The following is a 26,299-nucleotide window of genomic DNA, read 5'->3' as shown; positions in this document are numbered from 1 at the left end:
AAAATGCGATGTCGGAAAAGGCAGACTTGGTTTGGTAAGCCCAAGTCCTTCCAGTAATGGACGCTCTGGTCTTTGGCTTCGTGCACGAGATCCCCGCGACGAACGAAGGACGCTTGCCGGCGTTCCCACGTTCGTCCCTGCGGGTCTCAGGTTCGAGAAACGCTCCGGTCGAACGGCGACAACGGAGCAGAACCATGAATGTGCCCATTCCTGACGACCACGATGTCCTGATTGCCGGCGCTGGCCCGGTCGGTCTGTTGCTTGCATGCGAGCTGCGCCTGGCCGGTTGCACGGTGCAGGTGCTCGAACAGGCGCGTGAAATGATTACGCCGTTGAAGCGTGCGCCTTTCGGATTGCGTGGTCTCTCCATGCCGACCATCGAGAGCTTCGACAGGCGAGGCCTTTTGGCCTCCCTCAAGGCCCGGATCCCCGATGGGGAGATCGCTGCGGCATCTCCGTGGATGAAGCAGGAACGCAGGCCTGGCGGGCATTTTGCTGGTATCGACTTCTTTCTCGACCAGATCGACCAGGCGCGGTGGCCCTGTCACCTGCCACACGCGGGCGGCCCTATTGCCGCCGATCTGGCGAGCATCGAAGCGGTTCTCACAGACCGCGCGAAGGCACTCGGGGTCACAATCAGATGCGGTTTTCGTGTCTCGGGCCTCGAGATTACGGATGACGATGTCACCGTCCGGGCAGATGGGCGCGCATTCCGGGGACGCTGGCTTGTCGGCTGCGATGGTGGCCGTAGCATAGTGCGCAAGGCCGCCGGTTTCGGTTTCACGGGGACGGACCCCGAGTTCACCGGCTACTTCGCCAGGGTTGCGTTCGCCGATCCGTCCATGCTCGAGCCGGGTCATCATGCGACGCCGACCGGCACCTACATCTTCGACCGGCCGGACATGGTCAGAATGATCGCGTTCGACGGCGGGGCCTGTCACCGGGGGCAGCCGATCACGCGCGATCATATCCAGACGGTCCTGCGGCGCATCTCCGGTACCCAGGTCGAAGTGACGACGCTCGAACTGGCCACCACCTGGACCGATCGGGCCTGTCTGGCGACCGAGTACCGAAGGGCGCGCGTGCTGCTCGCCGGGGATGCCGCCCACGTCCACTCACCGCTGGGTGGCCAGGGCCTCAATCTCGGTCTTGGTGACGCGATGAATCTCGGCTGGAAGCTCGCCGCAACCATTCGCGGCGATGCCGCCGCTGGACTGCTTGACAGCTATCAGCGCGAGCGGCGACCGGTTGCCGAGCAGATCCTCGACTGGTCCCGCGCACAGGTCGCGCTGATGCGGCCGAACCGAGGTTCGCAGGCGCTCCGAGCTATCGTCCGCGATCTGATCGCGACGCGGGATGGCGCAACCTATATCGCCGAGCGGGTCTGGGGCGTTGCGGTGTGCTACAATCTGGGGGGCGATCATCCGCTGACAGGACGGAGCGCACCCGATTTCGAGCTGAGTGACGGGACGCGCCTGAACGAGCACCTTCGGCATGGGCGCATGCTCCTGCTCGACTTCAGTGGAAGTGATTCCTTGCGAACGCTTGCCGATCGCTATCGAAGTCAGCTTTCCTATGTGGTGTGCGACGCAAAGAACCGGTCAGGCCTGCAAACCTTGCTCATTCGTCCCGATGGTTTTGTCGCCTGGGCAAGCGATCACCCTTCGGAGGGCTCCGAGGCCGCCCAAAGCTTGTCACAATGGCTGTTGTCATCGCGTAACGGTGGCGCGTAGCCCCTGTGGTGTGCGGTTGCCCAGGCCTGATGTCGCTGCCGAGGCTCCAGATGATGTTGCGCGCGATCGTCATCCTTGGTCGGGACCGTGAGCAGACGCTGGCCCTCGTTCTCGCCAATTCGTTACGGCTACGTTTGTTTTCGTCTTGACGGTGCTTCCCGGGTGTTCGCTTCCGGACAGCGTGTTCGACTTCGGACAGGTCCGGGAGGAAGTTCAAAAATCTTTCTTGTTTTTCAAAATGATATGGTTTTCTGAAATCGTGATACGCTCGTCGCTGTCGTAAAGAAACAGGATATGGAATACGCCGGAGCCGGATGTCTGAAAATAAGGAAGCGCTTTAAAAAGTAATCTGCGGTTTCCGTAGGCATACTTGTCAAAAGCCGTCCGGTCTTCGTCGTCTCCATTTCGCAACGCTATCCGAGGGAATCCGTACAGATGCTTGGCATGACCTTGCGCAGCGTTGCACGTCAGGCACGGCGGCATCCTCTTTATGTCGGGCTCAATGTCCTTGGTCTTGCCCTGGGGATCGGCGTCTTTCTCACGCTCTCCCTGCTGGTCCGGTACGAATACAGCTATAATGCCGGATTGTTGGATGTTGACCGCCTGGTGCGGGTAGACATGCGCAGCAGCGAGCCGGGAACGGCGACGAGAGAATACGAGGCCGTCACCTTCCGTGCCCTGCCGTTCCTGCGTGCGGACTTTCCGGAAATCGAGGATGCCGTCCGCATCGAAAGCGACACGCTCCAGGTCCGTCGCGACGGCGATTTTGTCCATTTCGACGCCGCCCATGTCGATCCATCCTTCCTGCGGGTATTCGGCGCGCGGCTTGTACAGGGCACCGGGGACGCGCTTGCCCGGCCGGACGGGCTCGTGCTGTCCGAGACGGCGGCGAAACGGGTGTTCGGCACGTCGGATGTGCTGGGCCGGGCCCTAACGGTGGATAGCGATGGCGAAATGAGCCGCCATGTCGTGACCGGAATCATGAGGGGCGTAGCAGGGCCGAACTTCCTCGCGGGCACTGAAATGCTGGTTTCCATTCCAGCGAACGACGAGAAGAGCCGCGCCTGTTACCTCCACTGGGGCAGTTCCTGCGGCTCGGTCTATCTTAAACTCCATCGGTCGGCCGATATCGCCTCGGTCGAGGCACGGCTGCGCGACTTCGTCATACGGCGCGCGTCGGGTTCCGATGGCGATGAAGCCAGTCTTGGCCCACATCCCGAGAAGACCTTCGCGCTCGTCCTGGTGCAGATGCGCGCCGCGCGCTTCCACGATGCCCACGTGATCGATGCGTCCAATGGCGTGGACCGGAACGTCATCGACGGGATCGGGCTGATCGGGGTGCTGGCCCTCGCCTTGGCCTGTGCCAATGCGGTGAACCTCGCCACGGCGCGTTCGCTCCTTCGGGCGCGCGAGGTCGCCATACGCAAGACCCTCGGCGGCACGCGACGGGCACTCTTTCTTCAGTTCATGGGCGAGGCGCTGTTCCTGACGGCAGGTGCCGGCGCGCTGGGCCTGGCCTTGTGCGAGATGCTTGTACCGGAAGTCGCGAGCCTGATGGGGGAGGGGCTTGCGATACGCTATGGCTTCGTGCTCGGCATGCTGATGCTTGTCGTGGTGGGCTGTGGCCTTGCCTGCGGCGTGTACCCCGCGCTGGTCCTGTCGGGATATCGGCCCGCCGCCGTGTTGGCGGCGGCGAAGATGCCCTCGGGCGGTCGGGGGGCGGCCCGACTGCGCGACGGCTTGGTGATCGGTCAGTTTGCCATTGCCGTCACGATCGTCATCGGCATGGTCGTCATCCATCGGCAGACGGATTTCCTGCGCAGCGCGGACCAGGGCTATGAAAGGTCGGGCCTTCTGATCGGCTCGTTGATACCGAGCGACGATATCGCGGTCCAGCGGCGGCTGCGGGAGGCGCTTCGCGCGGTTCCGGGCGTACAATCGCTCGCCTTCGGGATGCTTGCTCCCAGGCCGGGTATCAGGAACCAGTGGAACTATACCTATGACGGCGCCCATGGCACGGCCAGCGTGGTCCTTCTTCGGGATATGGTCGATGCCGGTTATCGCGACGTCTATCGTCCGAGGCTGCTTGCTGGTCGCTGGTTCGACCCGGCACGCGGGCAGGACGAGACACCGGATTATCGCAGGGACCCTCAGGCAATCGGGAATGTCATTCTCAATGCGACGGCGGTGGCGAAATTCGGATTTGCCACGCCCGCCGACGCGATCGGCAAGGTGATCGACTCGGATCACTGGATGGCCCGGATCATCGGGGTGATTGCCGATGTTCGCTTCGAATCCCCGCGCCAGCCGGTCTTTCCCGGCATCCTCTTCTTCAATTCGCTGAAAGAGAACCGTTATAATAGCCCGATTCCCGCAGTGCGCTTTGCGGGCGTCCCGGCAATGGAGATGGAGAAGCGCCTTCGCCGGGCCTGGGCGGACGTGTTGCCCGACGTGGCCGGCCAGTTCCAGACGCCGGAGCAACGCCTGGACGTCTACTACCGGGGCGACGAGCAGCGCGGCCGTATCTTCACGCTCGGCGCTGTCGCGGCAATGGTCATTGCAGCACTCGGGCTTTACGGCCTGGCCTCTTTTGCCGCCGCGCGACGCATCCACGAAATCGGCATCCGCAAGACTCTCGGCGCCACGGGCGGGCAGGTGATGGGGCTGCTGCTGTGCGATTTCCTGCGTCCGGTTGCCTTCGCCTGCGTGCTGGCCTGCCCGGCTGGCTGGCTCATCATGCGCGGTTGGCTTTCGGCCTTCGACGAGCGGATCGCACTGGGGCCGGCGGCTTTCGTGATCGCCGTTGGCGGTGCCCTGGCCATCGCCACACTGACGGTAATCGGGCAGGCCCTCCGTCTCTCCCGCGTCGAGCCGGCTCGGGCGCTGCGGGCGGAATGAGGTATATTTGCCTCGTTTCCGCTTTGGATTCTAGCAGACGAGGGTGACGGTGACGCGGAGGCCGTGCGGGGTGCGGTTGCCCAGGCGGATGTCGCCGCCGAGGCCCCAGATGATGTTGCGGGCGATCGCCAGGCCCAGGCCGGTGCCGCCGGTTTCGCGGTTGCGGCTGACTTCGGCGCGCACGAAGGGCTCGAACATCCGGTTCAGATCCTCGGGGGGGAGGCCGGGGCCGTCATCCTCGATCAGGACCGTGACCAGGCGCTCGCCCTCGCTTTCCGGCTGCGGGGCTTCCAGCGTGACGCGGGCGCCGCCGCCATAGAGGATGGCGTTCTGGATCAGGTTGTTGAGCGCGCGCTTCAGCGCCATCGGCCGGGCCTCGATCGTGACCGCCGGCGGCGGTTCGGCGAAGCAGATCGCCTCGGCCTGGTCGGGGTGGGTTTCGGCGGCCTCGTCGAGGATGGTCTGGAGCAGGGCCGTCAGGTCCAGCCGGCCCATCGGTTCGCGCCGCGAGGTGTCGCGGCCGAAGGCCAGCGTGGCGGAGACCATGGCCTCCAGCTCGTCGAGATCGGCCAGGAACTTGCCGCGCAGTTCGTCGTCCTCGACGAATTCGGCGCGCAGTTTCAGGCGGGTGATCGGGGTGCGCAGATCATGGCCGATCGCCGTGAGCATCAGGGTGCGGTCGGTCAGGAAGCGCCGGATGCGGCTGGCCATGGTGTTGAAGGCCTGGGCCGCGCGGGCGATTTCCAGCGGGCCGTCCTCGGGCATCGGTGGGGCGTTGACGTCGCGGCCCAGTGCTTCGGCGGCGGCCGCCAGGGTGCCGACGGGGGCGACCAGCCGCCGCACGCCCCAGACGATCAGCACGCTGCCGGCCACCGTCATCAGCGCGAAGGCGGTGGGAAAGGTGGGGGAGCGGAACGGGTTGGGCGACGGTAGGGTATAGCGGATGGTCAGCCACCGTGTCTCGTCGGGCAGCAGGAAGGCCACAGCCCGCCCGGATGCGCCATGCGGCGGCGCGCCGAACAGGATCTGCCGGGGCCGGAGATGGGCCGGCAGCGGTGGCAGGCCCTGGGGGCCCCGGGCGAAGGGCGGCTGGTCGAAAGGCTGGTGGTCGAAAGGCGGGTGCCCGAAGGAGGGCTGGCCCATGCGCATGTGGGCCATCGGTTCGTCGATCGTCTGGTCGACCATGTCGGGGTCGGGGCCGGGGGTGAGGGTGATGTGGAAGGTCGCAGGTGGGTGCAGCGCTTCGAGTTCGGCCTCGCGATTCTGCGGCTGGGTCTCGACGATCGAGCGGTAGATCATGCCGACATGATTCTGGCTTTCCTGCTGGATCATGCGACGGTCGAAATCGATGCGGTCGAGCGCGTGGACGCCAAGTCCGATGGCCTCGATGATCCCCAGCCCGAGGATCAGCACCAGGCTGGTGCGGGCCGCCAGCGAGCGGGGCCAGAACCAGCGGAGCATGCGATGGGGAAGGGCCGGCGTCTCGGTGGCCGGGCCCGACTCGGCGGCGTTCATTCAGCGTGGGTCGTCAGGCTGGGGCACCGGCGCGGGGCATCAGCGGCGTTCGACATCGGATGCCAGCACGTAGCCGCCGCCGCGGACCGTCTTGATCAACTGCGCGTTGCGGCCGTTATCCTCCAGCTTGCGGCGCAGGCGGCTGATGGCGACGTCGATCGCGCGGTCGAAGGGGCCGGCCTGGCGGCCGCGCAGCAGGTCGAACAGCATGTCGCGCGTCAGCACCCGGTTGGCGCGGTCGAGCAGGGCCGTCAGCAAGTCGTATTCGCCGCCGGTCAGCGCCACCTCGGTGCCGTCGGGGTTGAGCAGCCGCCGCCGCGTGGCGTCCAGCGTCCAGCCCGAGAAATGGAGGCATTGCGACTGGCCGTCGGCGCCGCGCGTGACGGGGGTTTCGCTCGTGCGGCGCAGGACGGCGCGGATTCGCGCCAGCAGTTCGCGCGGATTGAAGGGTTTGGGCAGGTAGTCGTCGGCGCCCATTTCCAGCCCGATGATGCGATCGGTCTCGTCGCCCATCGCCGTGAGCATGATTATGGGAACATTGGCCTGCTCGCGCAGCCAGCGGGCGAGTTCCAGCCCGGTCTCGCCGGGCAGCATCAGGTCCAGCACCACGATCTGGTAATGACCGGCCTGCCACGCCTTGCGGGTCTCGCGTCCGTCGCGCGCCGTGGTGACGCGGAACATGTTGCGTTCGAGGAAACGGGCGAGAAGGTCGCGGATTTCGCGGTCGTCATCGACGACCAGAATGTGAGGCAGGGGCTCCATGCCCCTACTTTACCGCTCTTTTTCAGCGCGTGCAGCCGGTGTTTCATTCGGTTGCAATCGGGGCCGGCCGGGCCCGTGGGCAAAAAAAACGGCGCGGACCCCCTTAGAAGCCTGTGACAGGAGCGCCCGGTTCATGCACAGGATTGGGGATGGAACATTCCACCCTGTCCCCGGTCGCGCGTACGCCCGGCCGTTTCGTGCGTCCGGCGGTTCTGTTCGGTGCGCTGTCGGTTCTTCTCGCCCTGTCGTCCGGTGCGGTGCGCGCGGCCGAGCAGGTGGCGCCGGCGCCGGATGGCGCCCCGGGGGCGCCCCTGGTCGGCAATCCCGCGCGGGACATGCCGACGGGCGACCTTCCCGAACTGACGGCGCCGCCGCCGCCGGCCCTGCTGGCGCCGCCGCCGCCCCGGCCGGAGCATGATCATGGCGCGGCGGCCACGGCCACGCACCGGCTGGGCAGCCTGATCGACCGCGACGTGGTGGCGCCCGACGGCAACCATGTGGGGCAGGTGATCGACGTGCTGCTGGACCAGGACGGTCACCCGGCCGCCGCCGTGGTGGATGTCGGCGGCTTTCTGGGGGTGGGCAACCGGCGTGTCGCCATTGCCTGGGATGCGTTCGTGATGGGCGGGCTGACGGAAAAGAGCCCGGTCAAGCTGCGCATCGACGCCGCCAGCGTGCGCTCGGCGCCGGCCTATGACGCGACCTCGATGGATGTGACGGTGATTCAGGCGCCGCCCGCGCCCGTGGTGCCGGCCGCGCCGGCGGCGGCGCCGGTGGCACCGGTCGTGCCGCCGGTCATGGCGCCGGCCGAGGCCGAGCCGGGGCCGGTGTCGATCGAGCCCCAGCCCGTGCCGCCGCCGCTGGTGCCCGGTGCCGCGGGCGGTGGGGGAGACGGGCCCCCGGACGGGCATGCGGCCTCGGGACGCGCGGGGTTCATGGCGCGATGATCCTGCATGACGATCGGTGCGCGGTGATCCGTCGCGGCCTGAGGCGGCACGGGGACGGCCCTGCGTGAAACTGCCCACGAACAGCCAGCGCGGGCTGGATTTGCTCAATTTCTTCGTCGGAAACCTGCAGGCCTCCTTCGGCTCGTTCATCGCGGTGTATCTGACCGGCGCCCACTGGACGCAGGGGCAGATCGGCTATGTGCTCAGCATCGGGTCGATGACCGCCATGGTCAGCCAGGTGCCGGCGGGCATGCTGGTCGACCGGCTGCGCGACAAGCATCGCGTCGCGGCGTTCTCGATCCTCGCCGTGATCTTCTCGTGCCTGCTGCTGGCCATCTTTCCGCAGCAATTGCCGGTGGCGCTGGCCGAGGTGCTGCACGGGCTGGCGAGCTGCACGCTGACGCCCGCGATCGGCGCGATCACGCTCGCGGTGGTGGCGGCGCAGGTGCTGCGCCTGCCCGATGACGGCAAGGGGCTGCTGGGCGAGCGATTCGGCCGCAATGCCAGTTTCGCCTCCATCGGCAACGCCATCGGCTCGGGGCTGATGGGGGCGGTGGGCTACTGGGTCTCGCCGCAGGCGACCTTCTTCCTCGGCGCCGCGCTGGCGATGCCGGGGCTGATGGCGCTGATGATGATCGAGCCGGTCGAAGCGGCGGCTTCGATCAACACCGCCGCCGTGGCAGAAGGCGAACGGCCGCCGCGCACCAAGGGCGCGATGTGGGAATTGCTGCGTGACCGCCGGCTGTTCGCGTTTGCGATCTGCGTCGCCTTCTTCCACCTGTCGGCGGCGGGCATCCTGTCGCTGGCGGCGGGGCAGGTGACGAAGGATGCGGGCAATATCGCCGAGATCGTGATCGCGGCCTGCATCCTGCTGCCGCAACTGGTTGGCGCGGCGCTGTCGCCGGTCATCGGCCGGCTGGCGGAAACGGTCGGGCGGCGGCCCGTGATGCTGGTGACCTTCGCCACCCTGCCGCTGCGCGCCGCCCTGCTGGCGACGACGACCAACCCTTATCTGATCATCGCGATCCAGTTGCTGGACGGGGTCAGTTCGTCGTCATTCGGGGTGATGATGCCGCTGGTTGCCGCCGACCTGACGCGCATCAGCGGCCGGTTCAACATGTGCATGGGGATTCTGGGGCTGGCCATGGGGGCGGGGGCCAGTTTCTCGACTTCTCTGGCCGGCACGGTGGCCGACCGTTCGGTTTCGCTGGCGTTCCTGATCCTCGCGGGGGCGGGGCTGGTCTGCGTGATTCTGGTCGCATTGCTGATGGGCGATACCTCGCGCCGGGAGGCGGCGCCGTCCGTGTCCGGCGGGAAGGATACGGCCGAGGGCGTGTCGTAAGGGCGCTGCTATTCCCGCAAGGGGTTCAAAAGGCTGACTGACAATATGGGCTGGTGAGCAGCGAGAGCGCCGCCAGACCGCATTTCCGGCCCCGCTCTCAGTTGGGGGGGCGTAGGTGGAATGTGATCCGCATGGCTTCGGCCGACAGGCGGGCGCCGCTGGCGGTGGCGGCCGTCAGGTTGACATCCACGTGGTGGTTGTTTTCCAGCAGCTTGCTGCCCAGGCCTTTGCCTACCGTCGCTTCGGCCTGCACCGCCCAGTAGGTGCCGTCGAAATCCTGCAGGCGGGAGAGGTTGCGTACCGTGCCGTGGCCCGCGATGTGCGAATAGCCGACGGTGCCCAACCCACCGCCGGAAATTGTGAAGTCGTAGGACCGGCCACCATAGACCAGTTGCCCGGTGCCCCAGGTGTAGCCGGCGCCGACTCCGATCTCCTTCATCATGAACGTGACCTGCCCCGTTGTCATGGCCGCCGGGTCGGGTGTTGCGCAGACCGCCGGATACAGGCCCAGGGTGTAGAGAGTCAGTCCGGCGGACAGGATTTTCTTCACGCTGCATCCTCCTCGACAGGGTGCGTGCCGGCGGGCGGCTCTTCACTCAACCCTGATCTCACGGATTTTACAATGTGCCTGATGCGCGATCGGATTCGTGCGACGCGGCGAAGGCGGAGAATCCGGCGGAATGGGCGGGGTGCGGGTCTTGTCGCATTGCCTTGGCCACATCATATAGCATATTGCATATTTCTGCCGTCCGGTCCTACGCTGGCTGCAGGCGGTCCGTAATCCCGTTTCCGGCGGAGGGCGTTCCAATCGATGTCTGATCGTTCTCCTGGCGTGGATGCGTCCGTCGGCCTGAAAGCGGGCGGCGGCAGGGCGCGCGGGGCGTCGGCCTCCAGCCTGGCCGATATCGGCGGTTCGATACGGATTCCGGCCGGAGCTGTCGGCTGGCGGCGGCTGCTGGCGTTTATGGGGCCGGGCTACATGGTCTCGGTGGGATATATGGACCCGGGTAACTGGGCGACCGACCTCGCCGGTGGTTCGGCGTTCGGCTACACGCTGCTTTCGGTCGTCATGCTCTCGAACCTGATGGCGATCCTGTTGCAGGCGCTGTCGGCGCGGCTGGGCATCGCGACCGGCCGGGATCTGGCGCAGGCCTGTCGCGACCGGTTCGCGCCCTGGGTGGTGATGGTGCTGTGGGTGGCGTGCGAGGCCGCGATCATCGCCTGCGATCTGGCCGAGGTCATCGGCACCGCCATCGCGCTGCAATTGCTGTTCGGGATTCCGCTTCTGCCGGGGGCGGTGATCACCGCGCTGGATGCGGGCGTGGTGCTGATGCTGATGAACCGGGGGTTCCGCGCGCTGGAAGCCTTCGTGATCGGGCTGCTGAGCGTGATCGCGCTCTGTTTCGCGATCCAGATCGTGGCGGCGGCGCCGCCTGTGGCCGCGGTGCTGGGGGGATTGGTGCCCCGGCCGGAGATCCTGACCGACCCGGGAATGCTGTATGTCGCCATCGGGATTATCGGGGCCACGGTGATGCCGCATAATCTCTATCTGCATTCCTCGATCGTGCAGACGCGGGCCTATGACCGCTCGGAGGCCGGGCGGCGCGATGCCATTCGCTGGGCGACCTGGGACAGCACGCTGGCGCTGATGATGGCGTTTTTCGTCAATGCCGCGATCCTGATCGTCGCTGCCGTTGCCTTCCATGAGAGCGGGCATCGCGACGTGGCCGATATCGGGCAGGCGTGGCGGCTGATCTCGCCCCTGCTGGGGCTGGGGGCGGCCGCGACACTGTTCGCCGTGGCGCTGCTGGCGGCGGGGATGAATTCCACCGTGACCGGAACCCTGGCCGGGCAGATCGTGATGGAAGGGTTCCTGGACCTGCGCCTGCCGCCCTGGGCGCGGCGGCTGGTCACGCGGGGCTTGGCGATCGTACCGGTGGTGGTGGTGACGGCCCTGTATGGCGATGCGGGTGTGGATCGGCTGCTGGTGTTCAGTCAGGTGGTGCTGTCGCTGCAATTGCCGTTTGCCGTCATTCCGCTGGTCTGGTTCGTGTCCGATCGGCGGATGATGGGGAGTTTCGTCATTTCCCGCCCGGTTGCCGCCCTCTCGTGGGTGGTGGCGGTGGTCATTCTGGGGCTCAACGGCAAGCTGCTGTGGGATGTGCTGGCGGGTTGAGCGCCGGTAGCGAAAACAGCGAGGCGCTGCCTTGCGGCGGTGGGGAGGCGAGCAGGTCGGGCGTTTCGCCGCGCGCGAGGGCCCGGAGCAGCCGCAGCGGGCCGCCGTGTGAGATGATTCCGGCCGGCTGGCCTTCGCGCAGCAGGTCGGCCCAGAAGGACAGGATGCGCCGGCGCAGGGCGGCGCCGCTCTCGCCGCCGGGGGGCGCGAAATCCTCGGGGTTTTCGGCCCAGCGGTCCAGCGCCGTGCGGTCGATATCCGCCCAGGGGTGGCCCTCCCAGGCGCCGAAATCCAGTTCGGCCAGTCGGGAGTCGATCCGCAGGGGGAGGCTGGTCGCGGCGGCCAGGCGGCTTGCGACCATCTGGCAGCGGGTGGCCGGGGCGCTGTGGATCACATGGATCGCCGCGCCGCGCGCCAGCACCGCCAGCCCGTCGGCATGACGTTCCCAGCCGGGGCGCAGCGCGATGTCCAGCCGGCCGTAACAGGTGCCGGGCGCTATTGCCACGGGCGGGTGGCGGACCAGCAGCAGGGCGTGGGTGCCGGCCTGATCGGCGGGAGGAAGGATCATGCCCGCGATCAACCGGGATCGGGGGCGGGCGATCAAGCGAAAAAGAAGCGATGCGGTTGATAAGGTGGCTTGGTTCCCGGGCCCGGGTCGTAGGCTGGCGCGTGCCTGTTGAGGGGAACGGGCGGGTTTTATTGCGGCCGCCCATGCGTTTTTCTTGACAGGCAGGGCGCAGATTCTATGAAGGGCGCGATGGTTCCTCTCGATGAGGATTAAAAGGGAACACAGTGCGGGTCGGAAGGCCCAAGCCTGTGGCTGTCCCCGCAACTGTAGGCGGCATGTTCACGCATCGCCGGGCGTCATGGCCCGGGGCCACTGGGGTTTCGTTCGACCCGGGAAGGCCATGCGGAACGACAACCGCGAGCCAGGAGACCTGCCGTCAGCACTGGTTGCGACCGGGAACCGTCAGGCGGGGTGATCTGGCGGACGGGACAGGGACGTTATCCCGGCATCGGATGACGGATCGTGACCCGTGGTCTCGTGGCAGCCGCGCATGGTCACGAGAACGGTCCTGATGCACGATTTTCGCTCGATTCTTTTTTTCTCCACGCTGTTTACCGCCGTCGGACTTTCCGCCGCGCTGGCGGAGGAGGTGCCGGTTTCGCCCGCGATGGGGAAGGCGCCTGCCGTGCGGGCCGCGACCGCGACGACGCGCCCGGTGGCACCCGCCGGCAGCCATATTGTGCTGAAGCCGCAGGATCGGGGCGAGGCGATTACCGTCAGCGCCGCCCGTCGCCCCGTTAGTGTGGACGATATCGGCTCCAGCGTGACCATCGTCACCGAACAGCAGATCCAGACCCAGCAGCGTCGGGGGCTGGCGGATATTCTGGTCCGGCAGCCGGGACTGAATGTGGTGCAGACGGGTGGGGTCGGCGGCACGACCTCGATTTTCATGCGCGGGAATAATGCGAACGAGGTCAAGGTCCGGATGGACGGCATGGACGTCAATGACGGCAGTTCGGCCAGCGGCGCGTTCGATGCCGGGCAGTTCGTGACCGATGGCATGGGGCGGATCGAGATCCTGCGCGGGCCGCAAAGCGGCCTGTATGGCGCCGATGCCATGGCGGGCGTCATCGACATTACTACAGCCCAGGGGCAGGGGCGTTTCAAGCCGTTTGTCCGGCTTGAGGGCGGCGAATACGGCACGTTCAACCAGGTGTTGGGGGCGCGGGGCAGCAAGGGGCGGTTTCACTATAATATCGAGCTGTCCCATTACCGCATGGACGGGTTCAACAATATTCCGTCCTATATCGAGCGGGCTTACGGTGCCGACCGCCAGCAGCGCAACGAGGGGAATCGCAACGACAACCGGAGTGCCAATATCCGGTTGGGATATGATGTGACCCGAACGTTTGACCTGGGGCTGACGGCGCGCCTGATCCAGTCGAATTATCATTCCTATTCGGTCTATGATCTGCAAAGCGAGAATCTGTATGGGGATTCCGGTGTGCGGGAGCAGAACAACAAGAATCAGGCGATCGTGCGCGGCACGGCGCATCTGGTCTCGTTCAACGGGCTGTTCGATCAGGTGATCGGGCTGGGATACATGACCAACCGCAATCGCTGGACGGAGACGGGAACCAGCTATGGCAGCGCGATCAATCCCGACCCCAGCTATTATCGGTCCGAGCGGTTGAAGATCGACTGGCATGGGACCTTCGACCTCAAGCAGTACGGTCAGTTCCTGATCGGTGCGGAACATTTCCACGATAGCTTCAACACCAGCCATACCGCGTCCAGCATGTGGGACAGCGGGTATGATAATTCGGCCGGCATGGATACGACGGCGGGATATGGGCAGTATCAGGGGAACTGGAACCGGATCCTGTATGGCGCGGCCAATATCCGTTATGATGCCAATTCGCGCTATGGCAACCATGTGACCTGGCGGGTGGCACCTGCCATCCATGTGCCGGGGACGGGTACCATCATCAAGGCGAGTGCCGGGTCCGGCTTCCATGGGCCTTCGTTGTACCAGCTTTTCGCCAATCAGGTTGGCGTGGGGTATTCCGAAAAAGGCAATCCAAACCTGCGGGCGGAACAGTTGATCGGCTATGATGCCGGGGTGGAGCAGAAGCTGCTGCATGATCGCCTGAAATTCGGCGCTACGTGGTATGACAACCGGGTCCGGAACCTGATCCAGTCGTCGTTGTCGATCGATTCTTCGTACAACTACAATTATTCGTACGAGAATGTCGCGAAGGCGCGCATGTATGGCGTGGAGGCCTTTCTGGACTGGAAGGCGCGCAGCGATCTGGAATTCAACCTCAGCTATACCTGGACCCATGCGCGCGACGAGACGGTGCATACGGAATTGCAGCAGCGTCCACAGCATAAATTCAATTTCAATACGACATGGACGCCGATCAGGGATCTGACCTTCTCGGGCAACATCCTCTACACCAGCGGCTGGCGCGACCTGCCGGTGATCGGCAGCGAGACATGCAGCATCTGCGCCAAGGGGCATGGGTACGTGACGATCGACGTGGCGGCCAATTACAAGATCAACCGGTTTGTTTCGGTCTATGCCCGTGCGGATAATCTGCTGAACAGGCAATATGAGGAGCCGATCGGGTATCTGCAGCCGGGGCGCGGCGGGTATGGCGGCTTCACGCTGTCTTACTGAGAGGATGCGGGCCCGCGTTCGGCGCTTCGTGATCCTGCTGCTGGCAGCAATGCTGCCGGCGGGGGCGCGGGCCGAGCCCAGGCACCGGATCGTTTCGCTGAATCTGTGTACGGACCAGTTGCTGCTGCAACTGGTGCCGGCCCGCGATATCGTGGGTCTGTCGCCGCTGGCGCGGGATTGCGCCTATTCCGTGATGTGTAGCGAGGCGCGGTCGGTGCCGGTTATTCGGCCCACGGCGGAGGCCGTGGTGGCGGCGCGGCCGGATCTGGTGGTGGGTGGACGCTATGCCAGCGTGACCGCCTTGCTGGCGGCACGGCAGGCAGGCATGCCGGTTGAACTGTTCGACCCCGTCGAGCGGCTGGTGGATGTTCCGGACCAGATCGTGGCGGTGGCGAATGCGGCGGGCGTGCCGGCGCGGGGGCGGGAACTGGCCGAGGCGTTCAGGGCGCGTCTGGCGGCTTCTTCTGTCTCGGCTGGGGCAGCCGCTCCTTCGGCGGTGATTTATGCCGCCAATGGTTTTGTGACCCGTGCCGGATCGCTGGCTGACGATATTCTGGTGCGGGCCGGTTTTCGCAATGCGGCGAACGGGCTGGATGGACGGCATGCGCTCGGCGTGCCGCTGGAGAGCCTGCTGGCGCGGCCGCCCGACCTGCTGATCGTGGCGCGTTCGAATGTCGGTACGTCGATGGCGCAGGCGGTGCTGGATCATCCGGCCTTGCGCGATGCTTTTCCGGCCTCGCATCGGCTGTCGTTGCCCGACCGGATGTGGCTTTGTGGCCTGCCGCAGACGCTCGATACGCTGGACCGGCTGATCGAGGCCCGCAAGGCGCTGGAGAGTTCCCGATGATCGACCGCCGCGACTATCCGCTGATCGCCGCCCTGGCGGCGTGCGTGCTGATGATGCTGGTGCTGTCGCTGGCCTGGGGAGATAGCCCGGTTTCGCTGCCTTCGGCCCTGGGGGATCTGATGGCCGGGCGGCATAGTGTGGGGGCGATCATCGTTGGCCAGTTGCGCCTGCCTCGGGCGATCCTTGGGGTTTCGATCGGGACGGCGCTGGGGCTGTGCGGCGCGGTGATGCAGGGGTATCTGCGCAATCCGCTGGCCGACCCTGGTTTGCTGGGTGTGTCCGGCGGCGCGGCGCTGGGGGCGGTGCTGGTTTTCTATACCGGATTGGCCGGGATCTCCGCGCTGTTGTTGCCGGCGGGCGGGCTGGTGGGGGCGCTGCTGGCGGTGCTGCTGTTGCTGGGGCTGGTGGGGCAGGGCGGGACGCTGGTGCTGCTGCTGGCGGGGGCGGCGCTGAGCAGTTTTGCCGCCGCACTGACGGCCATGGCGATGAACCTGATGCCCAGCCCCTATGCGGCCTATGAGGTGATGCGCTGGGTGATGGGGTCGTTGACCGACCGGACCATGACCGACGTGTGGATCAGTCTGCCGGGAACCGTCGCGGGGTGCCTGCTGATGCTGACGACCGCGCGGGCGCTGGATGCGCTGGCGTTGGGGGATGAAGTGGCCGAGAGCATGGGGTTTCGGCTGCGGGGGCTCCTGGGCGTTCAGACCCGGGTGGTGGTGGGCGCGGCTGTCGCGGTCGGGTCCTGTGTTGCGGTTAGCGGGGCGATCGGCTTCGTGGGGCTGGTGGTGCCGCATATGCTGCGGCCGCTGACCGGGTACCAGCCTTCGCGCCTGTTGGTGCCGTCCGCGTTGGGGGGGGCGCTGCTGCTGCTGGTTGCCGATGCGGCGGTACGGCTGCTGTCGGGTGCCACCGAGATCCAGATCGGTGTGCTGACGGCGCTGATCGGGGCGCCTGTCTTCTTTCACCGGGTGATCGCCATGCGCCGGAGCGGGTCGTGACCGGCCTGCTTGCGCGGGGGGTGACGCTCTCGCTGGGGGGGCGGCGAGTTCTGCATGAAGCGCATGTGGACGTGGTGCCCGGTGAGGTTGTGGGGGTGATCGGCCCCAATGGCGCGGGCAAGAGCACGCTGCTGCGCGTGCTGGCCGGCATCCAGGAGGCCGACGCGGGAGAGGTGGTGCTGGATGGCCGCGTGCTGGCGGCGATGACGCCGGGGGAGCGGGCCCGGCGCCTGTCCTTTCTGCCACAGGAGGGCGTACCGCCGCCGCCGATGCGGGTTGCGGACCTGGTGGCGCTTGGGCGCCTGCCGCATCGGGCGGCGCGGGATGATGCGCGCGATCATGCGGCGGTGGAGGGCGCGCTGGCGGAGACCGGGCTGGTTGATCTGCGCGACCGGCCGGCCAGCCAGTTGTCGGGTGGCGAGGGCGCGCGCTTGCGGCTGGCGCGGGCGCTGGCGGTGGAGGCGCCCTATCTGCTGGCCGACGAGCCGGTGGCGGCGCTGGACCCGGCCCATGCGCTGGCGGTGATGGCGTCGTTCGGCCGGCTGGCGGATGCGGGCAGGGGGGTGGCGGTGGTGCTGCATGACCTGACCCTGGCGGGGCGGTTCTGCCATCGGCTGGTGCTGATGCGCGACGGGCGCATCGTGGCGCAGGGGCGGCCGGCGGAGATTTTGACCGATGCGGCCATGCGCGCGGTTTACGGCGTGACCGTCCGGCGGGTGGGCGATGCGGTCGTGCCCTGGAGCCTGACCGGTGGCCGGCCTGATGAAGCGCTGACCTGACGAAGACCAGATGGTTTCGTGAAAAATACGCGAAAAATATAGTCGGTTTCGACGGATTGCTGCAGGTCACCGCGACGTGATGGGATCGTTTGTCGTCCTGGATGCGTTCGAGGGGGGAACGATGCCCGGGCGGATCGGGCCGCCCCGGTCTGCAAGATGGAACGGCCGATGGCGGCGGTATTCAGTCCACGGGCCAATGTCATCGTTACGATGGCGATGGTGGGGGCCGCGGGTGCCGTCGCCGGGGTGTGTCTGTGGTGGTTTGCCTGGCCGCGCTCCGATTACGTCCGGCATGTCGGGTGGGTGATCCAGCAGCCGGTTCCTTTCAGTCACCAGCATCATGTTGCGGGACTGGGTATTGATTGCCGGTTCTGCCACAGCAGCGTGGAGCGCAGTGCGCAGGCCAGTCTGCCGCCGACCTTTACCTGCATGACCTGCCATTCGCAGGTCTGGACCAATGCCGCCCTGCTGGCGCCGGTACGCGACAGCCTGGTGGAGAACCGGCCGATCGTCTGGGCGCGTGTGACGGACGTGCCGGATTATGTTTACTTCAACCATAGTATCCATGTTTCAAAAGGTGTGGGGTGCGAGAGTTGTCACGGCGACGTGGCGCGCATGCCCCTGACCTTCAAGGCGAAAAGCCTGACGATGCAATTCTGTCTGGATTGCCATCGCAATCCGGGGCCGAACCTGCGCCCGCTGGCGGATGTCTATGACATGGGTTGGCATCGGGACCCTGCGACGCCGTCGGCGGCGGAATTGATGCGGGCCTATCATATCGGCGGCCGGAACCTGACGGAGTGCTCAATATGCCATCGTTAGCGGGGCTGCCGGGCGAGGAACGGGAGTGGATCAGGCGCTTTCCGCAATTGGAACAGGCGCTGGCGCATCCGCTGGACCGGCGGCGGACGCTGAAGCTGCTGGCATTGGCGCTGGCCGGCGGCGGGCTGGCGGGGTGTGACCCCGGAACGCCGGATCGTGGTTTCGTCTCGGCCGTGCGGGCGGCGCCGGGGGTGGTTCCGGGGGTGCCCAACATCTATGCCAGCGCCCATGTGCGCGATGGCTATGCCAACGGCATTCTCGTCACCCATCAGATGGGGCGGCCGATCAAGGTGGAGGGCAATCCCGGGCATCCGTCCAGCCTGGGGGCGACCGACCTGTTCGCGCAGGCCGCGATCCAGGATTTCTATGATCCCGACCGGGCCAGCGGCCCGCTGCATGACGGGATGCCTGCCGCGTGGCAGGAGGTGACGACCGCTCTTCAGGCTTTGCGCGCCGGGCCGGGTGGTGCGGGATTGCGCATCCTGAGCGGGACGGTCACCTCGCCCACGCTGGGGGCGGCGATCGACGCGCTGCTGGCGGCCCATCCCGGCGCGATCTGGCATCGCTGGGACGCTATCGGGCGGGATGCGGTGCGGCAGGGGGCGGCCATGGCGTATGGGCGCCCGGCGATGGTGATTCCCGATCTGCGGCAGGTCGACGTGGCCCTGGCGGTGGAGAGCGACCTGCTGGACAGCGCGCCGGGGCATCTGCGCCATGCCAGGGCCTTCGCCGGGCGGCGCAATCCGGTGCGGAGGCCGATGAACCGGCTATATGCCGTGGAACCGACGCCCAGCCTGACGGGGGTTGCGGCCGATCATCGGTTTATCGCGGGGCCTGCCGGATGCGACGAGGTGATCGGGCGGCTGACGGCTGCCTTGCTGCATAACGAGGAACCGTCTGGCGGGCCGGACTGGCTGGGGGCGGTGGTGGCCGATCTGCGGGCGCATCGTGGGCGGGCGCTGATCCATCTTGGGCCCGATCATGGGGCGCAGGCGCACGCTGCTGTCCATGCGATGAACGAGGCGCTGGGCGGGCGGGGCAGGGTATTCGATGTATTCGAGCCGCCTGAATATCGCCCGGCGCAACCGGTTTCCACATTGCCGGACCTGATGGACGATATGGAAAAGGGACAGGTGCGCGCGCTGCTGATCCTGGATGGCAATCCGGTCTATCAGGTGCCGCGTTTCGCGGCGGCGTTGCCGCGCGTGGCGCTGAGCGTTGCGCTGGCGGACCGGCCGCATGAGACGGCGCGGGCGGCACGGTGGCATGTTCCGCTGGCGCATGGGTTCGAGGATTGGGGGGATGCGCGGGCCGATGACGGCACGGCGACGATCCTTCAGCCGCAGGCGATGCCGCTCTATGGCGGACGCAGTGCCGCGGCCGTCCTGCGGTTCTGTGCCGGCGATGTGGACCGCCCGGCGCGGGAACTGGTGCGGCAGGTCTGGCGGGAGCGCCTGGCGTCGGAGCACGACTGGCGGGGCGCGCTGGCGGCCGGGGTTGTTCCGGGCACCGCCAGTCCGCGCCTTGATGCGGCGATTGCACCCGTTATGCCGCCTGTTGCGCCCCGTGAGGGATTTGCCGACCTGACATTGCTGCTGCGGCCGGACCCGCATCTTTGGGACGGGCGCGAGGCGAATAATCCCTGGTTGCAGGAACTGCCCCGGCCGTTGAGCAAGACGGTCTGGGGCAATCCGCTGCTGATTCCGCCGGATCTGGCACGCTCGATGCGGCTTCGTAACGGGGATGAAGTCGTGCTGTCCGTGGGGGCGGGGCGGGCTGTGCTGCCGGTGTGGGTGCAGCCGGGGCAGGCGCCGGGCTGTGTCGTGGGGTTGCTGGGCTCGGGGAGAAAATGTGCCGGGGAAACGGGGGATGGGGTCGGTACCGACCTGTATCCGCTGCGGGATGTGGTGGGGCCGGTGCGGATTGCCGCTACCGGTCGCAAGGTGGCCGTGGCCTGTACCGAACACCATGCCACGCTGGTTGCTGATGCGCCTTCCGATATCGTGCGGCATGGCACGTTGGCGCGGTTTCGGCAGGAGCCGGGATTTCTTGGTGCCGGTCGGGAAGATCCGGCAGTTTCTGCCGCCTTGTATCGGCGGGACCCCGGCGCGCCGGTGGCATGGGGGATGAGCATCGACCTCAATGCCTGTATCGGCTGCAATGCCTGCATGACCGCCTGCCAGGCGGAGAACAACGTGCCGGTGGTGGGGCGGGACGAGGTGCTGCGCCAGCGCGAGATGCACTGGCTGCGGATCGATCGCGCCTATGAAGGAACGCAGGAGGCCCCGGACACGTTCTTTCAGCCGATGCTCTGCATGCATTGCGAACAGGCGCCCTGCGAAACGGTCTGCCCCGTCGGCGCCACGACGCATGATTCGGAGGGCCTGAACGTGATGGTCTACAACCGGTGCGTCGGGACGAAATTCTGCTCCAACAATTGTCCTTACAAGGTCAGGCGATTCAATTATTTCGCCTTTGCCGAACAGGAGCGCCGGCCGCCGATCAGCCGCAATCCGGACGTTTCGGTGCGGGCGCGCGGCGTGATGGAGAAATGTACCTTCTGCGTGCAGCGGATCGCGCAGGCGCGTATTGCGGCTGATCGGGACGGCACGGCGGAACAGGTGGTGACGGCCTGTCAGGCGGCCTGCCCCACGCAGGCCATTACGTTCGGCGATATCAACGATCCTGATACGGCCGTGAGGCATCGCAAGGCCAGTCCGCTGACTTATGCCGTGCTGCCCGAGCAGGGTACGCATCCGCGCGTGACGTATGAGGCGCGCATCCGGAATCCCAATCCGGCAATCGTGTCATGAGCCTCCCGGCCGTCATCGCCGCCGGCGAGACCGCGCAATCGGTGACCGAGCGGATCTGCGCGGTGACGTTGCGCGAGGGAGCGGGCCGCTGGACGCCGCTATGGTGGTGGGCGGCGTTCGCAGTCTCGCTGGGGCTGCTGGGGTTGGGCGTGGTTTCGGTTGCCTGGCTGTTCTATGCCGGGCTGGGGATCTGGGGCATCGACTGGCCGGTGGCCTGGGGACTGGATATTCTCAATTATGTCTGGTGGATCGCCATTGCCTCGGGCGGCACGTTCATCTCCGCCTTGTTCTTCCTGCTGGGGGTGGCGTGGCGCACGGCGCTGAACCGTCTGGCGGAAAGCCTGACCCTGTGTGCCGCCTTGTGTGCCGCGATCTTTCCGATTCTGCATCTGGGGCGGCCGTGGTTCTTCTACTGGCTGTTTCCCTATCCGAACACGATGGGGCTGTGGGCGCAGTTTCGCAGCCCGCTGGTGTGGGATTTCTTTGCGATCCTGGCTTATGTTCTGGCATCGATCCTGTTCTGGTATTTTGGGCTTCTGCCGGACCTGGCGACCTTGCGCGATCGGGCGCGCGGGCAGGGGCAGCGTGTGTTCTATGGCGTGCTGGCGCTGGGTTTTCGCGGATCCGGGCGGCAGTGGCGGCATTATCGGGCGGTCTATGCCGTCATGGCCGCGCTGATGGCGCCGCTGGTGGTGTCGGTGCACAGCATCGTGGGCATGGATTTCGCGGGGAGTGCGGCCACCGGCTGGCATTCCACGCAGTTTCCGCCGTTCTTCGTGTTCGGTGCGGCCCTGTCGGGGTTCGCCGTCGTGCTGATGGCCATTCTGCCGCTGCGCGTGCTGCTGGGTTTGCAGGCCTATGTGACGGCGCGGCATATCGACGTACTGGGGCGCCTGTTCCTGACCAGTTCGCTCTGTGTTGGCTATGCCTATCTGATGGACGCCTTTTCCACGTTCTATGGGCCGGATCAGGCGGATCGGACCATGTTCGCCTTGCGTGTCTTTGGCCTGTATGCGCCGGTTTATTGGGGCACCATCGTCCTGAATATCCTGTTGCCGCAATTGCTGTGGTGGCGCGCGGTGCGGATGACGGGGCCGCTGGTCTGGCTGATCGGGCTGGGTGTGCTGGTGGGCATGTGGCTGGAGCGGTTCCAGATCATCGTGACCAGTCTGGCGCGTACTCAGATGCCGTCTTCCTGGGGGCAGTATACGCCGACGATCTGGGAATGGAGCCTGCTGCTCGGCACGATCGGGCTGTTTCTCACGACGTTCCTGCTGATCGTGCGGCTGATGCCGGTGGTGGCGATGGCCGAAATGCGCGCGATGTTGCGGGGAGGGGTGGCATGATCGTCGCTGCCTTCGCCACCGAAGCCGGGATGCGGGAGGCTGCTGCTGAAATGCGGCGTGGCGATAGCGGTCCTGTCGAAACCTATATGGCGATGGAGCCGCTGGAGGACGAGGGCGCGGATGGTGGTTCCATTCTTCCGGCCGTCATGCTGGGGGGCGGGATCGTGGGCGGTGTCGGGGGTTTTCTGATGCAGGCCTATGCCACGACCATCAGCTATCCGCAGAATATCGGTGGGCGGCCGGATCTGTCCTGGCCGTCCTATGTGCCGGCGACCTTCGAACTGGCGGTGCTGGGCGCGGTTGTTGCCGGCATGGCCGGCTATCTGCTGCTGGGCGGGATGTTGCGCCTGTACGATCCGGTTGACGAGGCGGAGTGCATGCGCGGGGCCATGCTGGGGAACTATGTGCTGGTCGTGCGACCCGCCGATAGTGCCTACGCGCGGCGGGTGCTGGCGCATCATGCTCCGATCGGGATCGAGGAGGTGGCGGAATGAGGTCGTGCGCCGCCATCGCCCTTGGAATCGCGTCCGTGCTGCTGGTTGCCGGCTGCGACGATATGACGAAGCAGAAGAAGCAGAACCCGTATGCCAGCCGTGCGACGGCGCCCGGCGAGGTTCCGGCCGGTGTGGTGGCGTATGGCGACAATTCCGCCCCGGTGCCGCCGGTGACGATGGCGCTGCTGGAGCGTGGGCGGACCGAATATCACGTCTTCTGTGCGCCCTGCCATGCGGAAATCGGCGATGGGCACGGGATGATCGTGCAGCGCGGCTTTCCCGCCCCGCCGCCGCTGGCCGCCGAGACGCCGCAGTTTGTGTATGACGTCATCACCGGCGGTCGGGGTGTGATGTATGGTTTTGCCCAGCGGATCGCGCCGGCCGATCGGTGGGCCGTTGTTGCCTATGTGCATGCGTTGCAGCGCAGCCAGCACATGACGCTGGCCGATCTGACGGCCGAACAGCGGGGTGCGCCGTGATCCGGGCCCGGCTCCGCATCGAAGGTGTCGCGTGGGCCGTTGCCGTATTGGCCGGTCTGGCGGTGCTGGGTGGGCTGGTGTGGATGCCCCATGCCGTTTATCGCCCGTGGCTGGGGGCATGTGCCGCGTGGCTGGGCTGGCCGCTGGGCAGCATGGCGTTGATGCTGGCGCATGCGCTGACGGGCGGGCGGTGGGGCGAGATCCTGCGGCCGGCCTTGCGGGCCGGCGTGGCGACCTTGCCGCTGGGCCTGCCGGCGCTGGCCGTGCTGTTGGCCGGGGCGGGGGATCTTTATCCATGGTTGCATGGGGAGGGTGCCGCGCATGCGGCGAACCGGTTCTATCTGAACCCGCCCTTCGCACTGTTGCGGATTGCCCTTTATGCCGGGATCTGGGGCACGCTTGGCGTGTTGTGTCTGCGGGGGCGGGGGTTGGCGCGCATTGCGCCGGTGGGGCTGATCCTGCTGGCGTTGACGTTCAGTTTCGCATCCATCGATCTGACGGAATCGCTCGATCCGCGCTTCAATTCGAGCGCCTATGGGCTGATCGCCTCCGCCGGGGCGGGGCTGCTGGCATTGGCGCTGGCCATGCTGCTGGTGGGGGCCCGCCGGCCCGATCGGGAGGCGTTGCGCGGACTGGCCCGGTTGCTGCTGGGGTTGACGGTGTTGTGGGCGTATCTGGATTTCATGCAGTTCCTGATCATCTGGCAGTCCAACCTGCCGGTTGAGGCCGCCTGGTATGGCCGCCGCCTGCATGGCGGGTGGGGGGGCGTTGCGGTGGCGATCGTGCTGCTGCATTTCCTGCTGCCTTTCGCGCTGCTGATGCTGGCGCCGTTGCAGGTGCGGCGGCCGGTGGTTCTGGGCGCGGCGAGCCTGCTGGTGGCCATGGAGGTTGTGCGCAATCTGTGGCTGGTGCTGCCGGGGCAGGCGTCGGTTTCGGTGCTGCTGACGCTGGCTTCGCTGCTGCTGTTCGGGGGGGCGGGGGTGGCGCTGTGCATCCGTGCGATGCAGGGCGAGGTGATCCATGGTTGATGATCCCGCCCCGGTTGCCTCCGCGCATTTTTCCCGACCCCGGCATGAGGAACGGGATGTGGCCCTGCGCCCGGTCCTGGTCGTTGGGCTTGGGGTGGGTGTGGCGGTGGTGGTGCTGGCGGTGGTGGCGAATCTGCTGTTTCCGCAGCACCGGCTGGACAGGTTGATGGCCACGCCTTTGCCGCCGATGGCCGCACCGGCACTGCAAAGCGATCCGCCGGCGGATATGGCGGCGTTCCGCGCGGCGGATATGGCGCAGTTGAATGGGTTCGGCTGGGTGGATCGCGCGCATGGGGTGGCGCATGTGCCGATCGGGCAGGCGATGCGGCAGGTGGCGCGCGAGGGGATTCCCGACTGGCCCGCTGCCGGGGGGGATCGGCCCTGATGCCCCGGATGGCGATCGGGCGCGCCATTCTGGCGGCGCTGGGCCTGACGGTCGCCGTGCCGGCGTGGGCAGGCGCGCTGGGCGATCTGGCCTTTACCCAGCGGCAGGGAGCGAATCTGCCGCTGGATGCGCGCTTTACCGACACGGTGGGGCGTACGTTGCCGCTGGGTGCGTTCGTCGGTGGGCATCCGGCGATCCTGTCGATCGGGTATTATGATTGCCCCAATCTGTGCGCGCTCGAACGCGAGGATCTGCTGCATGCCCTGGACGGCAGCGGGTTGAAGACGCCGGATGATTACACGCTGATCGTCGTCAGTATCGACCCGACCGAAACCGCTTCGGTGGCGCGTCGGGCCCGGAAGGACGATCTGGGTCGTCATGCCACGCCGGGTGCCGAGCGGGGCTGGCATTTTCTGGTCGGGCAGGAAGGGTCGATCCGGCGGCTGGCCGATGCGGTGGGGTTCCATGCGCGATACGATCCGGGGCTGAAACAGTATCTGCATCCGATGGGGCTGGTCTTTGCGACGCCGGCCGGGATGGTTTCGGGCTATGTGCTGGGTGTAGGCTACCGCGCCGGTGACGTGCGCCAGGCTCTGGCGCGGGCGGCGGTGGGGCAGCGGGCCGAGGCGTCGCCGGTTCTGCTGCTGTGCTTCCATTACGATGCCGCCACCGGGCGCTACACACTGGCCGTTCGCAAGCTGTTGCGGCTGGGTGCGCTGATGACGGTGCTGGTTGTGGGCACGATGCTGGCCATGGCCCATTGGCGGAGGGCGCGATGAGCTGGCTGCCCGAGGCTTCGGCCCATGCCATGCGGATCGATATCCTGCTGGCCGGTCTGGTAATCATCAGTCTGGCGGTGCTGGGGCTGGTGTTCGGACTGATGGCGCTGAACGTACTGCGCTTTCGCGCAGGCCGGACGTCGCCCATCGCCCGGGCCAGCGCCGAACATAAAGGCTGGGGGTTCGAGATTGCGTGGACCTCGGCAACGCTGGTGATCTTCTTTGGGCTGTTTCTGTGGGCCACGCAGCTTTATGTCGTGGGGTTTCGGCCGCCGGATGATGCGATCCAGATCTATGTCACCGGCAAGCAGTGGATGTGGAAGATCCAGTATCCGGGCGGCCAGCGCGAGATCAACGCGCTGCATGTGCCGGTGGGACGGCCGGTCCGGCTTCTGCTGACATCGGAGGACGTGATCCACGATTTTTCGATCCCGGTGCTACGGATCAAGCATGACGTGCTGCCCGGCCGGTATCAGAGCCTATGGTTCACGGCGACGCGGACCGGGTCGTTCCGCCTGTATTGCACGCAGTTCTGCGGGCTGGGGCATTCGCGCATGACCGGCACGCTGACGGTTCTGAATGCCACGGATTATGCCGGCTGGCTGAACAGCGCGCCGGCCAGCGGCAGTCTGGCGACGGTGGGGGAAGCGCTGTTCATCCGCAGCGGGTGCAGCGGGTGCCATGCTTCCAGCCGCTATGCCCCGGATGCGGGGGATACCAGCCGGGCGCCCTCGATGGTGGGTTTGTATGGCAGCCGGGTGGCGCTGGCGGACGGGCGGGCGATCGTGGCCGATGCTGCCTTTCTGCATGATTCGATCCTTGATCCGCCGCGCCGGCAGGGGGCGTCTTTCGCGACCGAGATGCCGTCCTTTCGTGGGGTGCTGGCCGAGGAGGATCTGGCCGCGCTGGTGGCCTATCTGCAGACGCTCTCGCCCACTCTTCCTCAAGAAGCAGGGAATTGA

22 protein-coding genes and 1 riboswitch are annotated in these 26,299 nt (G+C 66.6%); of the genes, 18 read left to right on the top strand and 4 right to left on the bottom strand.

From position 1 onward, the window contains the following. The first annotated feature begins 194 nt into the window (after positions 1 to 194). Positions 195 to 1,733, top strand: a complete 1,539-nt coding sequence (locus tag ACMAUO_RS14020) for an FAD-dependent monooxygenase (protein ID WP_420357600.1) — start codon at positions 195 to 197, stop codon at positions 1,731 to 1,733. Between the two features lie 435 nt (positions 1,734 to 2,168). Continuing rightward, positions 2,169 to 4,631, top strand: coding sequence for an ABC transporter permease (locus ACMAUO_RS14015; protein WP_420357599.1), 2,463 nt, complete (start codon positions 2,169 to 2,171; stop codon positions 4,629 to 4,631). Positions 4,632 to 4,661: 30 nt separating this feature from the next. Here the strand turns inward: ACMAUO_RS14015 and ACMAUO_RS14010 are convergent, their stop codons facing one another. Next, positions 4,662 to 6,146 (bottom strand): ATP-binding protein, encoded by a 1,485-nt coding sequence (locus tag ACMAUO_RS14010; protein WP_420357598.1) that lies wholly within the window; start codon positions 6,144 to 6,146, stop codon positions 4,662 to 4,664. A gap of 39 nt (positions 6,147 to 6,185) precedes the next feature. Continuing rightward, the gene (locus ACMAUO_RS14005; protein WP_420357597.1) at positions 6,186 to 6,908 is read right to left on the bottom strand and encodes a response regulator; all 723 of its coding nucleotides are present in this window, start codon (positions 6,906 to 6,908) and stop codon (positions 6,186 to 6,188) included. Between the two features lie 149 nt (positions 6,909 to 7,057). Between ACMAUO_RS14005 and ACMAUO_RS14000 the strand changes: the two genes are divergently transcribed. Continuing rightward, on the top strand, positions 7,058 to 7,855 hold the full coding sequence (locus tag ACMAUO_RS14000) for a PRC-barrel domain-containing protein (protein ID WP_420357596.1): 798 nt from the start codon (positions 7,058 to 7,060) through the stop codon (positions 7,853 to 7,855). 64 nt (positions 7,856 to 7,919) lie between these two features. Continuing rightward, positions 7,920 to 9,197, top strand: coding sequence for an MFS transporter (locus tag ACMAUO_RS13995; protein ID WP_420357595.1), 1,278 nt, complete (start codon positions 7,920 to 7,922; stop codon positions 9,195 to 9,197). Positions 9,198 to 9,294: 97 nt separating this feature from the next. On the opposite strand, the gene ACMAUO_RS13990 is transcribed toward ACMAUO_RS13995, so the two are convergent. Beyond that, complete coding sequence (locus tag ACMAUO_RS13990; RefSeq protein WP_420357594.1) at positions 9,295 to 9,747, bottom strand: hypothetical protein; 453 nt, start codon at positions 9,745 to 9,747, stop codon at positions 9,295 to 9,297. Positions 9,748 to 10,008: 261 nt separating this feature from the next. Here ACMAUO_RS13990 and ACMAUO_RS13985 point away from each other — a divergent pair, with 261 nt between their 5' ends. After that, entirely contained in the window at positions 10,009 to 11,373 is a 1,365-nt protein-coding gene (locus ACMAUO_RS13985) for an Nramp family divalent metal transporter (RefSeq protein WP_420357593.1), read from the top strand. Here the strand turns inward: ACMAUO_RS13985 and ACMAUO_RS13980 are convergent. Then, entirely contained in the window at positions 11,336 to 11,941 is a 606-nt protein-coding gene (locus tag ACMAUO_RS13980) for a histidine phosphatase family protein (protein WP_420357592.1), read from the bottom strand. The genes ACMAUO_RS13985 and ACMAUO_RS13980 overlap by 38 nt on opposite strands. A 173-nt stretch (positions 11,942 to 12,114) precedes the next feature. Further along, positions 12,115 to 12,333: riboswitch (cobalamin riboswitch) on the top strand. Between the two features lie 119 nt (positions 12,334 to 12,452). Between ACMAUO_RS13980 and ACMAUO_RS13975 the strand changes: the two genes are divergently transcribed. From ACMAUO_RS13975 to coxB, 13 genes are all read left to right on the top strand, one after another. Next, entirely contained in the window at positions 12,453 to 14,564 is a 2,112-nt protein-coding gene (locus tag ACMAUO_RS13975; RefSeq protein ID WP_420358271.1) for a TonB-dependent receptor plug domain-containing protein, read from the top strand. A gap of 4 nt (positions 14,565 to 14,568) precedes the next feature. After that, entirely contained in the window at positions 14,569 to 15,411 is an 843-nt protein-coding gene (locus tag ACMAUO_RS13970; protein WP_420357591.1) for an ABC transporter substrate-binding protein, read from the top strand. Next, entirely contained in the window at positions 15,408 to 16,412 is a 1,005-nt protein-coding gene (locus ACMAUO_RS13965; protein WP_420357590.1) for a FecCD family ABC transporter permease, read from the top strand. Before ACMAUO_RS13970 ends, ACMAUO_RS13965 begins: the two co-directional genes overlap by 4 nt. Next, on the top strand, positions 16,409 to 17,191 hold the full coding sequence (locus tag ACMAUO_RS13960; RefSeq protein WP_420357589.1) for an ABC transporter ATP-binding protein: 783 nt from the start codon (positions 16,409 to 16,411) through the stop codon (positions 17,189 to 17,191). Before ACMAUO_RS13965 ends, ACMAUO_RS13960 begins: the two co-directional genes overlap by 4 nt. A 168-nt stretch (positions 17,192 to 17,359) precedes the next feature. Then, entirely contained in the window at positions 17,360 to 18,013 is a 654-nt protein-coding gene (locus ACMAUO_RS13955) for a cytochrome c3 family protein (protein WP_420357588.1), read from the top strand. Further along, positions 18,001 to 20,826, top strand: a complete 2,826-nt coding sequence (locus tag ACMAUO_RS13950) for a 4Fe-4S dicluster domain-containing protein (RefSeq protein ID WP_420357587.1) — start codon at positions 18,001 to 18,003, stop codon at positions 20,824 to 20,826. Before ACMAUO_RS13955 ends, ACMAUO_RS13950 begins: the two co-directional genes overlap by 13 nt. Next, positions 20,823 to 22,172 carry an NrfD/PsrC family molybdoenzyme membrane anchor subunit gene (gene nrfD / locus ACMAUO_RS13945; RefSeq protein WP_420357586.1) on the top strand — a complete coding sequence of 450 codons (1,350 nt, stop codon included), beginning with the start codon at positions 20,823 to 20,825 and terminating at the stop codon, positions 22,170 to 22,172. The genes ACMAUO_RS13950 and nrfD overlap by 4 nt, the downstream gene beginning before the upstream one ends. Then, positions 22,169 to 22,666, top strand: a complete 498-nt coding sequence (locus ACMAUO_RS13940; RefSeq protein ID WP_420357585.1) for a DUF3341 domain-containing protein — start codon at positions 22,169 to 22,171, stop codon at positions 22,664 to 22,666. The genes nrfD and ACMAUO_RS13940 overlap by 4 nt, the downstream gene beginning before the upstream one ends. Continuing rightward, the gene (locus tag ACMAUO_RS13935) at positions 22,663 to 23,145 is read left to right on the top strand and encodes a c-type cytochrome (protein ID WP_420357584.1); all 483 of its coding nucleotides are present in this window, start codon (positions 22,663 to 22,665) and stop codon (positions 23,143 to 23,145) included. Before ACMAUO_RS13940 ends, ACMAUO_RS13935 begins: the two co-directional genes overlap by 4 nt. After that, a complete protein-coding gene (locus tag ACMAUO_RS13930; RefSeq protein WP_420357583.1) occupies positions 23,142 to 24,173 on the top strand; it encodes a hypothetical protein in 1,032 nt (343 codons plus the stop codon). The genes ACMAUO_RS13935 and ACMAUO_RS13930 overlap by 4 nt, the downstream gene beginning before the upstream one ends. After that, positions 24,166 to 24,558: a hypothetical protein gene (locus tag ACMAUO_RS13925; RefSeq protein WP_420357582.1), complete on the top strand. Its 393-nt coding sequence runs from the start codon at positions 24,166 to 24,168 to the stop codon at positions 24,556 to 24,558. Before ACMAUO_RS13930 ends, ACMAUO_RS13925 begins: the two co-directional genes overlap by 8 nt. Continuing rightward, positions 24,558 to 25,337, top strand: a complete 780-nt coding sequence (locus ACMAUO_RS13920; protein WP_420357581.1) for an SCO family protein — start codon at positions 24,558 to 24,560, stop codon at positions 25,335 to 25,337. Before ACMAUO_RS13925 ends, ACMAUO_RS13920 begins: the two co-directional genes overlap by 1 nt. Continuing rightward, on the top strand, positions 25,334 to 26,299 hold the full coding sequence (coxB, locus tag ACMAUO_RS13915) for a cytochrome c oxidase subunit II (RefSeq protein ID WP_420357580.1): 966 nt from the start codon (positions 25,334 to 25,336) through the stop codon (positions 26,297 to 26,299). Before ACMAUO_RS13920 ends, coxB begins: the two co-directional genes overlap by 4 nt.

This window comes from Gluconacetobacter brunescens (assembly GCF_048695475.1).
Taxonomy (GTDB): Bacteria; Pseudomonadota; Alphaproteobacteria; order Acetobacterales; family Acetobacteraceae; genus Gluconacetobacter.
This window is presented reverse-complemented; position numbering and strand designations above follow the sequence as displayed.

What these genes read in the sequence shown, in the direction of transcription:
- ACMAUO_RS14000 (WP_420357596.1), top strand. Translation starts at nt 7,058, where the DNA reads ATGGAACATTCCACCCTGTCCCCGGTCGCGCGTACGCCCGGCCGTTTC.
- ACMAUO_RS13975 (WP_420358271.1), top strand. Translation starts at nt 12,453, where the DNA reads ATGCACGATTTTCGCTCGATTCTTTTTTTCTCCACGCTGTTTACCGCC.
- ACMAUO_RS13950 (WP_420357587.1), top strand. Translation starts at nt 18,001, where the DNA reads ATGCCATCGTTAGCGGGGCTGCCGGGCGAGGAACGGGAGTGGATCAGG.
- ACMAUO_RS13935 (WP_420357584.1), top strand. Translation starts at nt 22,663, where the DNA reads ATGAGGTCGTGCGCCGCCATCGCCCTTGGAATCGCGTCCGTGCTGCTG.
- ACMAUO_RS13970 (WP_420357591.1), top strand. Translation starts at nt 14,569, where the DNA reads ATGCGGGCCCGCGTTCGGCGCTTCGTGATCCTGCTGCTGGCAGCAATG.
- ACMAUO_RS13980 (WP_420357592.1), bottom strand. Translation starts at nt 11,941, where the DNA reads ATGATCCTTCCTCCCGCCGATCAGGCCGGCACCCACGCCCTGCTGCTG.
- ACMAUO_RS13925 (WP_420357582.1), top strand. Translation starts at nt 24,166, where the DNA reads ATGGTTGATGATCCCGCCCCGGTTGCCTCCGCGCATTTTTCCCGACCC.
- ACMAUO_RS13920 (WP_420357581.1), top strand. Translation starts at nt 24,558, where the DNA reads ATGCCCCGGATGGCGATCGGGCGCGCCATTCTGGCGGCGCTGGGCCTG.
- ACMAUO_RS13965 (WP_420357590.1), top strand. Translation starts at nt 15,408, where the DNA reads ATGATCGACCGCCGCGACTATCCGCTGATCGCCGCCCTGGCGGCGTGC.
- nrfD (WP_420357586.1), top strand. Translation starts at nt 20,823, where the DNA reads ATGAGCCTCCCGGCCGTCATCGCCGCCGGCGAGACCGCGCAATCGGTG.
- ACMAUO_RS14020 (WP_420357600.1), top strand. Translation starts at nt 195, where the DNA reads ATGAATGTGCCCATTCCTGACGACCACGATGTCCTGATTGCCGGCGCT.
- ACMAUO_RS14005 (WP_420357597.1), bottom strand. Translation starts at nt 6,908, where the DNA reads ATGGAGCCCCTGCCTCACATTCTGGTCGTCGATGACGACCGCGAAATC.
- ACMAUO_RS13940 (WP_420357585.1), top strand. Translation starts at nt 22,169, where the DNA reads ATGATCGTCGCTGCCTTCGCCACCGAAGCCGGGATGCGGGAGGCTGCT.
- ACMAUO_RS13955 (WP_420357588.1), top strand. Translation starts at nt 17,360, where the DNA reads ATGGCGGCGGTATTCAGTCCACGGGCCAATGTCATCGTTACGATGGCG.
- ACMAUO_RS14010 (WP_420357598.1), bottom strand. Translation starts at nt 6,146, where the DNA reads ATGAACGCCGCCGAGTCGGGCCCGGCCACCGAGACGCCGGCCCTTCCC.
- coxB (WP_420357580.1), top strand. Translation starts at nt 25,334, where the DNA reads ATGAGCTGGCTGCCCGAGGCTTCGGCCCATGCCATGCGGATCGATATC.
- ACMAUO_RS14015 (WP_420357599.1), top strand. Translation starts at nt 2,169, where the DNA reads ATGCTTGGCATGACCTTGCGCAGCGTTGCACGTCAGGCACGGCGGCAT.
- ACMAUO_RS13985 (WP_420357593.1), top strand. Translation starts at nt 10,009, where the DNA reads ATGTCTGATCGTTCTCCTGGCGTGGATGCGTCCGTCGGCCTGAAAGCG.